Origin of the sequence: Mycobacterium sp. 1245111.1 (genome assembly GCF_001673405.1) — a bacterium.
GTDB lineage: Bacteria > Actinomycetota > Actinomycetes > Mycobacteriales > Mycobacteriaceae > Mycobacterium.
This window is the reverse complement of sequence record NZ_LZLV01000034.1, coordinates 73,365-87,776: the sequence shown is the minus strand read 5'-3', so window position 1 is coordinate 87,776 and position 14,412 is coordinate 73,365. Positions and strand designations below refer to the sequence as shown.

Below are 14,412 nucleotides of genomic sequence, written 5' to 3'. Positions count from 1 at the left end.
ACGCGTCGCCAGCTGCACTCTCGCGGGCGGTCTCGCCACCCGGGATCAGGAGCCGGAAGGCACCAGGCGCAGCGAAATCGAGTTGATGCAGTAGCGCTGATCGGTCGGGGTGGGGTAGCCCTCGCCCTCGAACACATGGCCCAGGTGGCTGTGGCAGTTGGCGCACAACACCTCGACGCGCGTCGTCCCGAGCGAGTGGTCGGGGCGCAGGATCACCGCGTCGGAGTTCGCCGGATCGAAGAACGACGGCCAGCCGCAATGGGATTCGAATTTCTCTGTGCTGCGGAACAATTCGGCGCCGCAGGCCCGGCAGTTGTACACGCCTTCGGTCTTGGTGTCGGTGTATTCACCGACAAACGGGCGTTCGGTGCCGGCCCGGCGCAGCACGTCGAACTCTTGCGGGTTGAGCTTCTTGCGCCATTCGTCGTCGCTGAGTTGTACGCGCGGCTGGGGAATTGTCATGCATCCACGCTAGCGCGGGGTTGCGGAGGCGTCACCCAGACTGCATCGATGCCCTCGTCGAGGCGGTTCTCGGCCTTGGCATCCAGATAGCGGAAGTACAGCACGCTGAACGTCACGATCAGCAGCAGCGACCAGCCGTAGGTGATCTTGAGGTATTCCAGCGGCCGGCCGATGTCCATCCAATTGAACAGCAACCAGCGGTCCATGGTGAGGAATCCGTAGATGCCCAGCCATGCCGGCCAGTTGCGGATCACCGAGTTACGCAGCACCACCGTCATCAAGAACGGGAACAACATCATCGAGTAGTAGCCCTGGGCCAAAGCCAGCGCCAGCCACGACCACAGCAGCAGCACGCCCGACGATGTGGTGAACCAGAACAGCGGGTCGCGGGTGCGGTAGTAACGGTAGAGCAACCACAGGCTGCCAATGGCCAACAGCGTGAACAGGATTCGAAGCGACGCGATCAACCAGAATGGCAGACCGAAGTACACCCCGTTGCCTTCGATCGAGCTGTTGAAGTAGTCGCGGACACCCAGGATGTAGGGGAGTGTGCGGCGGAAGAAATCCATTGGATGACTGACGAGCGGAAACGCGACCGCGTTGATCACGATCGGGACGACGAAAGCAGGCACCAGCGTCCGCCATTGGCGGTTCAGCAGCGGCAGCAACAACAGTGGCAGCAACGCGGGCTTGAGCGTGAAGGTCAGGCCGACCACGAGACCGGCCCACCATTGGCGGCTCTGTCGGCCGTCCAACAGCCAGCGCAGGAACAGCACTTCGGCCAGCAGGACGCATCCGTTGATGTTGGTGAAAACCAATGTGTTGGTGACGGATTCGGTGCAGAACATGGCCAGCAGCAGCGCCGGCGCCGCGACCGAGCTCAGGCTGAATTTGAACATCTTCAGCAGCACGTACGCGGCCAAGACGATGGCAGCACTGTTGATTGCGATGAACAGATACCGCGATTCGGCGAACGGCAGATAGCCGAACGGCGCCATGATCAGCGTGCCGCCGGGCGGATATAGGTAGTGCGGGTCGACGTAGTCGAAATGCTCGTTGTAGATGTCCCAGCCGTGCCGGAAGTTCAGTACCGCGCGATAGACCGGCTTGAAGTCGTCGGTGATGTTGCCGTTGGTGGTGACCACGATGGTGCGGTGAATGACCGCCAGGATGGCCACCGGCCAGAGCGCCGAACGCAGCACCGTCGCGGTGCTCGGCGCGGCGGTACGGGGAGCAAACCAGTCGCGCAGACCCCTGCGCGTGGAATCGACTGCCGTCACGAGCGAACCCTATCTGGCGTGCAGGATCAGGACGGACAGTAGGTGTCGGTGTCCGGCAGCGTGCCGCTGTCGAGGTAGCCGATCAGCGGTGGGACCGCACAGGACGAGTAGATGCTGGCGCCGTGGCCAATGCCCTGCCACATCACCCGTTTGCTCGCGGCGGACGCGTTGATGATCGTGGCGGCGGTGGCCGAGACGCCCTCGGACCCGACGATCGGATCGTTTTGCACGCCCATCAGCATCACGTTGACGTTGAGCTTTTTCGGCGGCTGCGGGGGCGTCGAACTCGGCCAGGAGACGCACTTGACCAGGCTGAGCGCGCCGACCGTGCCGAACTGCGGGTAGAGCTTGCCCCAGGCGACCACCAGTTCCCGGATCCGGTCGGGTGTCGGCCGGTTGACGGCGTCGCTGCAGGAGTTGACGAACTGCCCGTCGGTCCCGCGCATGCTCTGCGCGCGGTTGATCAGGTTGGCCAGCAGATTGGTGTCCCCGCTACGGGCGTTGGCCAGCGCGGTGGCCAGTTCGTTCGTGGTGCCGATCCGGTCGCCGGACGGATAGCCCAGTGCGGTGCTGATCGCGCTGACGATGGAGGCCACTGACGCGCCCGCCGGGCCGTGGCCGGCGCGGGCGTCGGCCAGGATCCCGCTGACCGCGGCCTTCGGATCGGGTCCCAGCGGGCAGTTCACCGCGGCGCACTGGGCTGCGAACGCGTCGAGCGCCTCCTGCTGCCCTTTGACTCGCTGCTCGGCGGCGGCCTCGGCGCCCACCCCCAACGCCAGCGGCGAGTCGAGCACCAACCGAGCGACCTTGTCGGGGTGTGCGCTGGCATACGACAGCGCCACCTGTGCGCCGTTTCCGATACCGATCAGCGCCAGCGACGGCACATCCCAGATGCTGCGCAGCCGCTCGATGTCGGTCGCGGCGTGGGTGTTGTCGTAAGCCGAGTCGCCGGGCGCGATGGTGTCGGTGCAGCTGGTCGTGGCGTTGTGCACGATGTCGGCGAGGTTGGCGACCGGGTCGTTGCCGGACTCGAACTGCGCCTGGTCGTGGATTTCCTGGCGATCGAACTGCTCGAGGCAGTCGACCGGGCTGGAGCTGCCCATGCCGCGCCGGTCGACGGCGACGATCGGATGTTTGGCGAGCACGTCGGCGCCGGCGCGGGCGAGCCAGACCGGCAGCTGCAGCGACGACGGCAGATCCGACCCGGTGGTGAACACCAACGGTCCGGCGTCGTCGGGTGTCTTCACCGATTTGGCGCGCACCACCCCGATGCTCAGCGCCCCGGCCGCTCCGTTCACCGGGTCGAGGTCGGCGTCGTAGCTCGCGCAGTCCAGTTTCACGCCGCCCGGCGCGGGCGCGCCGGCATCGGCGAAATCCTTCGATGTGCAGTCGTGCCAGGACAATTCGTTCTTCGGCTTGGCGATCGGCGGCGGGCCGGAGGGAGTGGCCGACTTCGTTGGCTTGCCCTGCGGGCGAGCGCCGGCGTCGGTGGCGAAGCGCGGGTTGGCGGCCAGACCGGGCGCGCAGCCGGCCAGCAACGCGGTCACCACGACCAGTGACGTGGTGAATGCGGCGCGCCTGCTCATGCCGACCACAGTAGCGATTGCCCGTCGTCAGGGCCCACTGCCTGACTCGCCCCCTCGCCGCTACGCGGCTGGGGGTGCCCCCACCTCAGGCCGGTTTCCGGCCTGCATCGTCGTCCGGCGCGTCGGTGCGCACGTAGCGCGTGTACAGGTAGCCGTCGTCGTCGGTGAGGATGTGCGCGCACCGCATGGGGGTCAGCACCTGCCCCGCCCCGGTGGTGATGCGCTCGGCGGAACCGCCGACGAGGATCGGCGCGACCGTCAGGCACAGCTCGTCGAGCAGGCCGTCGGCGACGAACGCGCTGAACAGCATCGGGCCGCCCTCGGTCAGTACCCGCGGCAACCCGCGGTCGGCGAAGGCGGCCAGCATCGCGGCAGAGTCGACGTTGTCCGGGTCGGAAGTCGAGCAGTCGACCACCTCGGCAAGGCCCGCCAGCGTGCGCCGGGTCTGGGCGACCGACGCCGTGCAGGTGCAGACCAGCGGCGGCACCTCGGTCCGGGTGAACACCGGCATATCCCGGTCCAGGCGACCGGATTTGGAGACGATCGCCAGCTGAGGGACTTCGGTTTGCCCCCGTTTTTGACGACGCTGCCGCTGCGCGACGGTCGGCCGGGCGCCGGAATAACCCTCGATTCGCACGGTGCCGGCGCCGACCAGGATCACGTCGGCCATTTCCCGCAACGTGCCGAACACCGCGCGGTCGCCGGGGCTGCCCATTTGGCCGGTCTTGCCGGCGAACGTCGCGCCGCCGTCCAGGCTGGCGATGAAGTTGGCGCGTAACCACACCCCGCTGGCGGCTCGGAGGTCCGGGTAGCGGTAGAACTCGGACAACTCGTTGCCGTCGACATCGCCCGAGGAGCCGAGCAGTCGCATCTGTACCGCACCGGACCCGTCAGCCATGCGCATGATTGCAACACGTCGATAGGGTGCGTCCATGCACGGGGTTGCTCGTCTGGTCGACCGGCAGCCGACCGTCTCGCCGGAGCGGCTTGTCTCCCAGCTGACACCGCCGCCGACGTTCGCCGATGCCAGCTTCGCGAGCTATCACCCCGACCCGGCCGAGCCGTCCCAGTCGGCGGCCGTCGCCGCCTGCCAGCAGTTCTGTGAGCGGGCCGTCGAACGTCGTGCCGGTCGCAAGAAATTGTTCGGCCGCCGCGAGGTACTGCCCGGCGTCGGGCTGTACCTGGACGGCGGTTTCGGTGTCGGTAAGACGCACCTGTTGGCCGCCGCTTACCGTGGGCTGCCCGACGATGCTATGCACGCCAAAGCGTTTGCGACGTTCATGGAGCTCACCCAGCTCGCCGGGGTTTTCGGGTTCGCCGAATGCGTGGAGCTGCTCGGCGGTTACACCCTGCTGTGCATTGACGAGTTCGAACTCGACGATCCGGGCAACACCACGCTGATCTCGCGGCTGCTCACGCAGCTCGTCGAGCGCGGTGTGTCCGTGGCCGCCACGTCCAACACCCTGCCCGAGCAGCTCGGCGAAGGGCGATTCGCGGCGCAGGACTTCTTACGCGAAATCGCCACGCTGGCAGCAATTTTCGAGGTTGTCCGCATCGAAGGCCCCGATTACCGGCACCGCGATCTGCCGCCTGCGCCGCGGCCGCCGTCCAATGACGAGGTCGCCGACTACGCCTCGCGGGTACCTGGCGCGACCCTCGACGACTTCGACGCGCTCTGCGCTCACCTGGCGACCATGCATCCCTCGCGGTATCTGACGCTGATCGACGGGGTGACGACGGTCTGCCTGACCGGCGTGCACGCCATCGAGGATCAGAACGTGGCGCTGCGACTGGTAGCGCTGACCGACCGGCTCTACGACGGGGGCATCCCCGTCCTGGCCTCGGGAGAACGGCTCGACCGCCTCTTCAGCGCGGACATGCTGGGCGGTGGCTTCCGTAAGAAGTATCTGCGCGCCACCTCGCGGCTGCTGGCGCTGAGCGCCGCCATTACTGCGTAATCGGTCGGATCATCACGTAGTCGCTTTCGAGGTGGCTGCCCAACCGAAAACTCCTGTGGCCGTTGATGGTAAAGCCGCTCTTTGTGTAGAACTGTTGAGCGCGTTCGTTTTTCTGATTGACGCCGAGCCAGACGCAGCGCTCGCCCCGATCTGCGGCTGCGGCCAGGGCGGCTTCCATCAACGCGGTCGCCGTCCCCGAGCCGTGATGAGACGGCAGCACATACATCTTCGACAGCTCGGTGGCGGGTCGAATGCCGACTGCGCGCTGCACGTCGGGATCGTCGGGCGCGCCGCTGATCAGCATGGCGTAACCGGTGAGTCGGCCGTCGTCGCTGGTAGTGAAGATCAGCCGTTGCGGGTCGGCCAGGTAATCGGTGAAGCACACGTCGGACAGGTTCGCGTCGACGAACGCAGCGATGTCGCTCAGCGCGACCGACGGGGGACAGGCCAAGGGGAATGTGCGCGCGGCGACCGCGGCCAACTCGACCGCGTCCACGGAATCCGCGGTGGCGATGCGCGCTACAGGTTCCACTGCGCTAGGTGATACCCCGTCTTCTTGTCCAGCAGAACAACTGTGGAGACCGGATCGCGGTAGGCCTCCCAGTACACGCCGCCGCGAACGATCGATCCGGTCGGCGCGTTCGTCAGCGCGGCGTCCAGGGCGTCAGGCGCGTCGGAGGCGCGGGACTTGTAGGCGTCGCCGAACGGAGTGACTCCGTCGAACGTGAAATCGGTGACCATCTGATACGGGGTGGGCACCCGGACCGCGTGGATCGCCACATCTGCGCGCACCACCGCGCTGTTCGGGAAACTCTTGACCGGAATGCCCACCCGGTTGTAGCCGAACCCCGGCGGCGGGTCGACCGGTTGCACGCTGCTGACCGTGACGTCGGCGATCATCTTGCCGGTGTCGACCCGCAGGGTGTCACCGAGGTGGCCGATGGGGGCGTCGCTCGCCGACGCGCGCGGTACGGCAATGAATGTGGCCGCGATGACGGTGATCACGACAACCAGATAGCGGGGCATCTGTCCTCCTCGGCGACCATCGCATGATGGCACACCGCGGCGCTCACGTGGTCGGCTTGCGTCGGCGGCTATGTGCAACCCTCAGCTCTTCTCGTCGGCCGCCAGAGACTTGAGTACGGCGGCCAAATCCGCCTCGGTGCGATCCTTGTCGACGCCGGCCTGATGCAGTGGACCGCTGCCGTCTTCGAGCTCAAGCAGTGCGAGCAGAATGTGCTCAGTCCCAATGTAGTTGTGGCCCAACCGAAGTGCCTCGCGGAAGGTCAGCTCGAGCGCTTTGCGGGCCGTCCCGCTGAAGGGGATCAACGCGGGCATGGTGTCCGCCGCGGGTGGCAGCGTGATCGATGCGCGCAGTGATTCGGGGTCGATGCGTTGTGCCCGCAGCAGCTTGGTCACCAGGGCCTCGGGGTCGCTCAGCACCCCGAGAATCAGGTGGTCGGGAGTGATCTCGTCGTTGCCGGCCTCGTGTGCGGCATTCTGGGCGGTCACCACGGCATTGCGGGCCCGAGGAGTGAAGCGTTCGAAGCCGCCGTTCGGGTCGAGTGTGGTGGTCTCGGCGCGCAGCACGAAGCGCTTCTGGGCGGCCTGCTTGGTGACGCCCATGCTCTTGCCGATGTCGGTCCAGGAAGCTCCGGACCGGCGCGCCTGGTCGACGAAGTGCCCGATCAGGTGGTCGGCGACTTCGCCGAGGTGCTCGGCCGCCAGCACCGCATCGCTGAGCTGGTCGAGCACGTCGGCGTGCACCTTTTTGATGGCGTTGATCAGCTCGTCGAGTCGAACGGGGTGAGATTGGACCATGCCGTCAACGATAGGTTGACGCAGTGGATTCGTCAACTTTTGGTTGACGCGCGAGGGGGTCAGGCCTTCGGATAGCCGCGCCGGACCGTCCGATCCAAAATGCCCAGTGATGCCCGGAGTGCCGCCTCGGAGACGACCGGGAAGATCTTCGCTTCGCGCCACTTTTCGTCGATCTGCGACCAGTCGTAAAACGATGTGACGACCGTGGCTTCGCCCTGCTGATCGGGCTCCAGCCGGTACCCGTAGACATGGCCGATCTGCGGCCGGATCTGACCCAGCACGGTCCAGGCGATCAGCCGATCCTGCTCGAATTCACGGATGGTGACGGTGACGTCGTACGTGCCGAGCTCCGGAAAGTCGTTGAGCGCTTGACGATCCATGTGCACGACGAAGTTGTCGCCGACGGCGGCGACAGCGGCGCCTTCGGCGTCCTGCAACATGCCAGATGAGTCGATGGCGACGTGACCCTGCGGGTCGCAGAGGACCGCGAAGATGTCGGCGGGCGGTGCGGCGATCGTGCGCTGGACTTCGATTCTTTCGGCCATTTGTCCGATCTTGTCAGCGCGGCCGATTCGACGGGTCGCTTCGGTCATCGCGACAACGAAGCCGAGATGCGCGACGATGTACCGATGACGTCTCGGCCGCTGATCGCGGTGGTAGCTGTGACGCTGGCGGTTGTCTGCTGCGGTGCGAGTCCAGCGGCGGCAGATCCGGGCGTGGACGCGAGTTTTCTCGACGCTCTCGGCAAGACGGACATCACGGTCAAAAGCGAATCCGGCGCGGTGAAAGCCGCGAAGGCGGCCTGCGGGATGATGCAGCAGGGCCGACCGGAACTCGACGTCATCCAGCTTGTGTCACGCCAGAATCCGGGCCTGGACACGACTCGGGCCGCCCAGTTCACCGCGATTGCGGCCAGCGCCTACTGCCCGCAATTCCTGCAGCGCGCCGAACAGCCTGCTGCGCCCAGTAACCCGGCACCTCCTGCCGGTTAGACGACGGGTCAACATCGGCCCCAATGGGTTCGGTGTGAGCGACAATGGAGCAATGCGGCGTCTACTTGTCGCGGTTGCTGTTGCGTCCATACTGGGTGGCGCCGTGCCGGCGCACGCCGACCCGGCTACTAACGCGAGCTTCCTCAACGCGGTGACCAACGCCGGTATCACGTTCAGCGACGATCAGAGCGCAATCAAGGCGGGCAAGACGGTCTGCGCGCTGATGGATCTGTGGCAAACCGAACCCGACGTCGTCGACGAGGTGACGCAAAAAAATCCGAACATCAGGCCCGACAAGGCAGAACTGTTCACGGTGATCGCGCGAACCACCTACTGTCCGCAGTACCTGCCGACGGGCCGGTGACACACCCGCGGGTTCGACTACCGCGCCGGGGTAGGCGATGATGTGGGCCATGAGGCGTCTTCTGATGGTGCTCGGCGTTGCGGCGGTAGGTCTCGCAGCACCGGCACACGCGGAACCGGGCGTCGACGCGAGCTTTGTCGACGCGCTGACCAAAGCCGGTATCACCTTCAACGATCCCGCCAATGCCGTCGAAGCGGGCCATACAACGTGTGAGCTGATAGCGCAGGGAAAGCCGGGGTTGCAGGTGGTTCAGCTTGTGCAGCAACAGAATTCGGGAATCAGTACGACCAATGCGGCCAAGTTCACCGCTATCGCGGTGAGCGCCTATTGTCCCCAATACGTGCAGCAGGTCGGGGGATCCGGCGGTCAGCAGTAGTCGACGGCTGCCGAGGAACTGGTTGTGAGGGTTGGACTGGCGGCGCAGGCGCTGCCCATGCGTCTTTCACCGATGGCGGTGACGCGAAGTAGCTACCTGTCCGCGGTGGCTACTGGCGCGGACTCCTTCTGGCTGGCCGATCACCTGAATTCGTTGTTCCCGCGTGCGATGGCCCAACCGAAGTACATCGGGGCGGCCCGACTGACGCCGAAAGTCGACGCGAACCTGGAGCCATGGACGGTGCTAGGTCATCTGGCGGCCCGAAATCGGTTGGGGCGCATGCGGCTTGGGATCGGCGTCACCGACACGGGCCGCCGCAATCCCGCGGTCACAGCGCAGGCCGCCGCGACCTTGCATCTGCTGACCAAGGGGCGGGCGATTCTCGGCATCGGCACCGGCGAGCGTGAGGGCAACGAACCCTACGGGGTGGAATGGTCGCGACCGGTGGCGCGGTTCGAAGAAGCCATGGCCACGATCCGGGCGCTGTGGAATTCCGGCGGTGAGCTCGTCACCCGCGACTCGCCGTTCTTCCCGCTGCACAACGCGGTCTTCGACCTGTGGCCCTATCGCGGTAAGTGGCCGGAGATTTGGATCGCCTCGCATGGACCCAGGATGCTGCGGGCGACCGGCCGCTACGCCGACGCGTGGTTTCCGGCCGCGGTGTTCTCGCCCGCCGATTACGCGCGGGGCTTGGAGGCGGTGCGGGTCGCGGCGTCGGATGCCGGACGGGATCCCTCGTCGATCGACGCTGCCGTCCTGTTCTTCACCGTGACTGGTCGCAGCCGCCACGAGATCGACGAGGCGCTGGAGTCGACCGCGATGAAAACGTTCGCATTGAATGCGCCGGCGGAATTGTGGAAGCGCCACGGTGTTTCGCACCCGCTCGGCGACGATTTCACCGGCTCCCAGGACATCATTCCGCAGGTCTTCGACGAGGAATCGGTGTTGGAGTACACCTCGAACGTTCCGCTGTCGCTGCTGAAAGATGCCTGCCTGCAAGGCACTCACGACGAAATCCTGGACCAGCTTGCCGACTGGCGCGACCACGGGCTGGGCTATCCCGTTCTGATGAACTTGAGCACGCTGCAGCCGAGCCTTCGCCGCGGGCTCGTCGCCGGCGGCCCGTTCGCCAAAATCATGCGTGGTGTTCGAAAGCTGTAGTGCCGACCGCTTCTGAGGCGTTAAATCCCGCCCCAATACCAGTTTTGGGAGCCTTGGTCCCACCTGGGCTGCATGTGCTGTGCCCACGGTGGAGGGGGAGGTGGCGGCGGGACGTCTGCCGGGGCGTAGGGCGGCGCGTACGCCGGCCGGACGGTGTACCAGTCAGGTGGTGGCGGTGGCGGATGGCACTCGCCGGTTAAGGGGTTGTGCGCCCAATTCGGATCACAACCCGCGGAACTGACCGCGGGCTTCGCGATCGCGACGGCTGCCAGTGGAATGCCGGCCGCGACGGTCGCGGCGGCAAGGCGGCGAAGGAACCTCGTCATAGCGGGCCTCTCGGTGGGCGGGTCCGCCTCAGCTTATTAGCCCGCGGCCCGTCCGCGGCGCCGAATCAGGCGCGGGCCGTGAGCTGGCTCACGATCGGGCTGGATCGGGCAGGGTTCGGGTATTCCGGGCGTTAATACACGGCAACGGCCACTAACTCAGAACGGTGACCTCGACAATCGCGAGGCTGACATGAGGCACAACACCAGCAACGGACACAGCATCATCCGTTGGTCACTCTTTGCCGCCGGGGCCGCGATGGCCGCAGCGCTGACGCTCCCCGCGCCCGCGGACGCCGCCACCATCGACTCCCGTTTCGACATTTGCGCCGCACTCCGGAATGGCACCAGCCTGGCTTCGATCGAGACGACCCTCGAGGCCCGCGGATACAACGCGACAAATGCCGGAGTTTTGACCGGCAACACCATTCGTCAGCACTGCCCCGACCAGGCCCCCAACGCGGTGGCCCAAGTGCGGATGGCGGGCTAGCCACAAGGATCGAAAGCTAGTCTGAGCTGCGGTAATACCTGGTGCGCGATACTGGGATTGAACCAGTGACCTCTTCCGTGTCAGGGAAGCGCTCTCCCGCTGAGCTAATCGCGCGGGGGAAACAAACCTGGAGGTGGAGACGGGAATCGAACCCGTGTGCACGGCTTTGCAGGCCGTTGCCTCACCACTCGGCCACTCCACCGCTGGATTGATGCCATTTGCACCTTCGAGCGGATGACGGGATTCGAACCCGCGACCCTCACCTTGGCAAGGTGATGCGCTACCAACTGCGCTACATCCGCGCGCCACGGACGAGATCGTCGTCCGGTGCGAAGCACGACGATAGTCCACCTAAGCGCGACCGCACAAATTTCTCAGTAACAATGGGCGCGCCGCGAATTGAGCGCAGGCAGCGCGTTCTGCCGTGATGCCGTCTCGTGTTAACCTTCGACGTCCTTCGCCTCGGCATTTCGGTCTCGTAGCTCAGTGGAAGAGCGCCCGCCTCACACGCGGGAGGTCGCTGGTTCGAACCCAGCCGGGACCACCACATACGCCCCTTCGCGACTTCGTCGTCACCGTCTGTGACGACATCACCTGGTTTCCGAAGCCGCCGATTCGGGGATGCGTATGGAATGCGCCGTCAGCAGCCACGGCGATTTGCAGTTGCCGAGGCGGTCACCGCGATGGTGACCAATGGAGAGTCGCATGGATGATCGGGTCGACGAGCTACGAGTTGCTCGTGACCAGATAGAACAGCTGGTGCAGGCCATCGTCGAGATCGGTTCCGACCTTGACCTGCACGGCACGTTGCAACGAATCGTCAAGGCAGCGATGGAGCTGACCGGAGCGCGATCCGGCGCGCTCGGCATCCGCGGTGGAGACGGCGGATTCGCGTCATTCATCTGCGCGGGCATAGACGCCGACCTCGGTCGGCAGTTCGGCAAGCTATCGGTCGGCGAGGGATTGCGAATCGACGACTTCAGAGCTCATCCGCAGGCGTTCGAGATGGCAGCGGGCCCCCTGCGGGTCCAGGCACTGCTCGCGGTGCCGATCACGGTGCGGGGGGCCGATTTCGGCAACCTCTACCTGGCCGACGATCGGCCGGGATATGTGTTTTCCGACTCGCAAGAACGCGCCGCGCGTGCGCTGGCCTCGGCGGCAGCCGTCGCGATCGACAACGCACGACTCTTCGCGCGCGAACGCGAAACCGCGAAGTGGACGACCGCGAGTCGCGAGATCACGACCGCTCTGCTGTCTGGTGATCCACAGACCGGACCGTTGCAGCTGATCGTCAACCGCGCGCTGGAATTGGCCGAGGCCGAGCAGGCGATCCTCCTGGTTCCCAGCGAGGCGGGCCTGTCCGCCGCGGAGATCGACACGCTTGTCGTTGCGGCGACGGCAGGTCGATATGCCTCCGAGGTCATTGGTCAACAGGTTCCGGTGGACCGCTCGACCACGGGCGGTGTGGCGCGAAGCGGCATTCCGCTGATCACCGATTCCTTCCAATACCCGATCGAAGGTTTTACCGACGTAGGTGACCGGCCGGCGATCGTCATACCGCTGGTTGCGGACGAGACGGCGCTCGGAGTCATCGCGGTGGCGCGGAATCCGCAGCAACCAGCGTTTGACACCGGATATTTGGAGCTTGTCAGCGACTTCGCCAGACATGCCGCAATTGCGTTAGCACTGGCGGCGGGCCGCGAGCACGCCCTGAATCGCCAACTCGCCCAAGCAGATACGCTCGACGATGCGCTCCAGGGCGCAGCAGAGGAACTGCGCCGGCTATGGCGGGCCCGACGGGTCATCGCGGCCACGTTCCCCGCCCGCCGGCATCCCGGCGAAAATACCGAGGACAGCGTCGATTTGGTGTCAGTTGGCGAACCTACGCGCTGGGCCGAGCTACCCGCTCACACTCAACAGATCCTGCTTTCGCTGCGCGACGGCGACCTGCTCAGACCTTATGTGCTAGAGCCCGGAACGGCGGGCATCGCCGTGCAGCATCCAGAGGGTGTTCTAGTCGTGTGGATTGACCTCGTCGAACGGCGAGCGTTCACCCTCGAGGATCAGACCGTGCTCACCATGCAGGCCGGCCGACTGGGTCAGGGCCTGCAACGGGTCCATCAGGTCGACCAACAGCGCGAAACCGCGCTCGCGCTGCAGCACGCCATCCTTGGCCCAGCTCACCTGCCGCAGGGATTCGCGGTGCGCTATCAGGCTGCCAGCCGACCACTCCAAGTGGGCGGCGACTGGTACGACGTCGTCGACCTCGATGACGGTCGCATCGGGCTGATCGTCGGTGATTGTGTCGGGCACGGCCTAGCTGCCGCTACCGTCATGGGCCAGCTGCGAAGCGCCTGCCGTGCCCTGCTGCTCGAACGTCCAAGTCCCCGTATCGCTCTCGCCGGTCTGGATCGGTTCGCCGCGCGACTATCAGGTGCTCGGTGCACCACGGCCATATGCGCGGTGCTCAACCCCGCGACCGGGGAGTTGGTGTATTCCAGTGCCGGACATCCTCCGCCCATATTGCTGCATGCCGACGGCACTACCCAGGTGCTCGAGGACGGCCGCACCATCCCCATCGGGGTGCGCCCCGACCGAGCACGGCCTGAAGCCAAACTGTCTCTGCCGCCCCGCAGCGTCTTACTGCTGTACACCGATGGTTTGATCGAGCGCCGTCGCCACTCGTTGGACGACGGCATTGCGCGGGTATGTGCGCAAATGCGACAGAACCGCGAAGGCGACCTCGATCATCTGGCGAACCAGATCATGGCGGGGCTTGCGCCGAGCGACGGCTATCAAGACGACGTGGCGCTGCTGCTGCACCGTTACCCCGTCCCCTTGGAGATCGACTTTCCTCCCGACGCCAAAGTTCTTGCGGACATCCGAGTTACGTTGCGCGACTGGCTGAGTCGCGCTGGGGTGGGCGCTGATCAGGTTCACGCTGTGCTTGTCGCGGCAGGAGAAGCCGTCGCGAACTCCATCGAGCACGGGCACCGTGAGGTCCCGTCCGGAGTGATCAGTTTGCGGGCGATCGCCAGCGCCACAGAGGTGAAGCTGACGATCGCCGATTCCGGCTCATGGAGGCGGCCTCGTCCCGCTGACGAACCTCACCGCGGTCGTGGGATGAAGCTCATGCGGGCGTTGATGCAAGAAGTCGTGATCAATCCCGAAACCGGCGGAACCACTGTGCATTTGACTGCGAGGATCGTCTAATGGCCGCGACGCTGACTCTCGATACCGCGCGATCCAGCGACGGACAACTCGTGTTGACGGCCACCGGTGAAATCGACTTGAGCAATGTCGAACCCTTCAACGACGCCCTCAAGACGGCTGTCGCCGAGGCCGAGCGCAGCGGCAGCGGCACATTAGTCGTCGACCTCAGCGCCGTGGCGTACCTCGACAGTGCCGGCGTCACCGTCCTGTTTCCCCACGCCGAGCGCATTCGCGTAATCGCCCATCCTTTCCTGGTCCGTCTGCTTGACATCAGTGGTTTTAGCGCGCTGGCGCCCGTGGAGGCCGCGCCGTCGGCGGACGTGTTTAGACATCCCGCTGGGGGGTAGCACTGCTGGGTCGGCAGAGCCCGCACTCTTTCAGCCTCG

The 14,412-nt window shown here is 65.6% G+C and carries 17 protein-coding genes and 4 tRNA genes; 9 read left to right on the top strand and 12 right to left on the bottom strand.

The window, feature by feature from the left end; genetic code table 11:
- Positions 1-45: 45 nt before the first annotated feature.
- From msrB to A5658_RS06430, 4 genes are all read right to left on the bottom strand, one after another.
- Positions 46-462, bottom strand: coding sequence for a peptide-methionine (R)-S-oxide reductase MsrB (gene msrB / locus A5658_RS06445; RefSeq protein ID WP_067332439.1), 417 nt, complete (start codon positions 460-462; stop codon positions 46-48).
- On the bottom strand, positions 459-1,742 hold the full coding sequence (gene aftC / locus A5658_RS06440) for an arabinofuranan 3-O-arabinosyltransferase (RefSeq protein WP_067332437.1): 1,284 nt from the start codon (positions 1,740-1,742) through the stop codon (positions 459-461). The genes msrB and aftC overlap by 4 nt, the downstream gene beginning before the upstream one ends.
- A 26-nt stretch (positions 1,743-1,768) precedes the next feature.
- Positions 1,769-3,328 carry an alpha/beta hydrolase gene (locus A5658_RS06435; RefSeq protein ID WP_082992980.1) on the bottom strand — a complete coding sequence of 520 codons (1,560 nt, stop codon included), beginning with the start codon at positions 3,326-3,328 and terminating at the stop codon, positions 1,769-1,771.
- An 85-nt stretch (positions 3,329-3,413) separates the two neighbouring features.
- Positions 3,414-4,226, bottom strand: a complete 813-nt coding sequence (locus tag A5658_RS06430; protein ID WP_231997230.1) for a pyrimidine reductase family protein — start codon at positions 4,224-4,226, stop codon at positions 3,414-3,416.
- 34 nt (positions 4,227-4,260) lie between these two features.
- On the opposite strand from A5658_RS06430, the gene zapE reads away from it, so the two are divergent.
- Positions 4,261-5,286, top strand: a complete 1,026-nt coding sequence (gene zapE, locus A5658_RS06425) for a cell division protein ZapE (RefSeq protein ID WP_067332433.1) — start codon at positions 4,261-4,263, stop codon at positions 5,284-5,286.
- Here zapE and A5658_RS06420 read toward each other — a convergent pair.
- The 4 genes from A5658_RS06420 to A5658_RS06405 all read right to left on the bottom strand — a co-directional run bounded on the left by A5658_RS06420 (position 5,276) and on the right by A5658_RS06405 (position 7,652).
- Complete coding sequence (locus A5658_RS06420; RefSeq protein ID WP_067332431.1) at positions 5,276-5,818, bottom strand: N-acetyltransferase; 543 nt, start codon at positions 5,816-5,818, stop codon at positions 5,276-5,278. The two genes, zapE and A5658_RS06420, sit on opposite strands and share 11 nt — an antisense overlap.
- Entirely contained in the window at positions 5,806-6,312 is a 507-nt protein-coding gene (locus A5658_RS06415) for a hypothetical protein (RefSeq protein WP_067332429.1), read from the bottom strand. The genes A5658_RS06420 and A5658_RS06415 overlap by 13 nt, the downstream gene beginning before the upstream one ends.
- A gap of 81 nt (positions 6,313-6,393) precedes the next feature.
- On the bottom strand, positions 6,394-7,107 hold the full coding sequence (locus tag A5658_RS06410) for a Clp protease N-terminal domain-containing protein (RefSeq protein ID WP_067332427.1): 714 nt from the start codon (positions 7,105-7,107) through the stop codon (positions 6,394-6,396).
- A 59-nt stretch (positions 7,108-7,166) separates the two neighbouring features.
- Positions 7,167-7,652: an SRPBCC family protein gene (locus A5658_RS06405; RefSeq protein WP_067332425.1), complete on the bottom strand. Its 486-nt coding sequence runs from the start codon at positions 7,650-7,652 to the stop codon at positions 7,167-7,169.
- Between the two features lie 84 nt (positions 7,653-7,736).
- On the opposite strand from A5658_RS06405, the gene A5658_RS06400 reads away from it, so the two are divergent.
- The 4 genes from A5658_RS06400 (at position 7,737) to A5658_RS06385 (ending at position 10,000) form a co-directional block, all read left to right on the top strand.
- On the top strand, positions 7,737-8,099 hold the full coding sequence (locus A5658_RS06400; protein WP_156751294.1) for a DUF732 domain-containing protein: 363 nt from the start codon (positions 7,737-7,739) through the stop codon (positions 8,097-8,099).
- A gap of 52 nt (positions 8,100-8,151) precedes the next feature.
- Entirely contained in the window at positions 8,152-8,463 is a 312-nt protein-coding gene (locus A5658_RS06395; protein WP_067332423.1) for a DUF732 domain-containing protein, read from the top strand.
- A 64-nt stretch (positions 8,464-8,527) separates the two neighbouring features.
- Complete coding sequence (locus tag A5658_RS06390) at positions 8,528-8,839, top strand: DUF732 domain-containing protein (protein WP_231997229.1); 312 nt, start codon at positions 8,528-8,530, stop codon at positions 8,837-8,839.
- Positions 8,840-8,896: 57 nt separating this feature from the next.
- The gene (locus A5658_RS06385; protein ID WP_067332774.1) at positions 8,897-10,000 is read left to right on the top strand and encodes an LLM class flavin-dependent oxidoreductase; all 1,104 of its coding nucleotides are present in this window, start codon (positions 8,897-8,899) and stop codon (positions 9,998-10,000) included.
- 20 nt (positions 10,001-10,020) lie between these two features.
- On the opposite strand, the gene A5658_RS27400 is transcribed toward A5658_RS06385, so the two are convergent.
- Complete coding sequence (locus A5658_RS27400; RefSeq protein WP_082992979.1) at positions 10,021-10,326, bottom strand: hypothetical protein; 306 nt, start codon at positions 10,324-10,326, stop codon at positions 10,021-10,023.
- A gap of 190 nt (positions 10,327-10,516) precedes the next feature.
- On the opposite strand from A5658_RS27400, the gene A5658_RS06380 reads away from it, so the two are divergent.
- Positions 10,517-10,813 carry a hypothetical protein gene (locus tag A5658_RS06380; RefSeq protein ID WP_067332421.1) on the top strand — a complete coding sequence of 99 codons (297 nt, stop codon included), beginning with the start codon at positions 10,517-10,519 and terminating at the stop codon, positions 10,811-10,813.
- A gap of 39 nt (positions 10,814-10,852) precedes the next feature.
- On the opposite strand, the gene A5658_RS06375 is transcribed toward A5658_RS06380, so the two are convergent.
- From A5658_RS06375 to A5658_RS06365, 3 genes are all read right to left on the bottom strand, one after another.
- A tRNA-Val gene (locus A5658_RS06375) sits at positions 10,853-10,927 on the bottom strand.
- Between the two features lie 14 nt (positions 10,928-10,941).
- Positions 10,942-11,015 (bottom strand) — tRNA-Cys (locus tag A5658_RS06370).
- Positions 11,016-11,042: 27 nt separating this feature from the next.
- A tRNA-Gly gene (locus A5658_RS06365) sits at positions 11,043-11,115 on the bottom strand.
- Positions 11,116-11,285: 170 nt separating this feature from the next.
- Between A5658_RS06365 and A5658_RS06360 the strand changes: the two genes are divergently transcribed.
- The 3 genes from A5658_RS06360 (at position 11,286) to A5658_RS06350 (ending at position 14,373) form a co-directional block, all read left to right on the top strand.
- Positions 11,286-11,360: transfer RNA gene (locus tag A5658_RS06360), tRNA-Val, on the top strand.
- Positions 11,361-11,518: 158 nt separating this feature from the next.
- Positions 11,519-14,026 carry a SpoIIE family protein phosphatase gene (locus A5658_RS06355; RefSeq protein ID WP_156751293.1) on the top strand — a complete coding sequence of 836 codons (2,508 nt, stop codon included), beginning with the start codon at positions 11,519-11,521 and terminating at the stop codon, positions 14,024-14,026.
- Positions 14,026-14,373 (top strand): STAS domain-containing protein, encoded by a 348-nt coding sequence (locus A5658_RS06350; RefSeq protein WP_067332416.1) that lies wholly within the window; start codon positions 14,026-14,028, stop codon positions 14,371-14,373. The genes A5658_RS06355 and A5658_RS06350 overlap by 1 nt, the downstream gene beginning before the upstream one ends.
- The last annotated feature ends 39 nt before the right edge of the window (positions 14,374-14,412 follow it).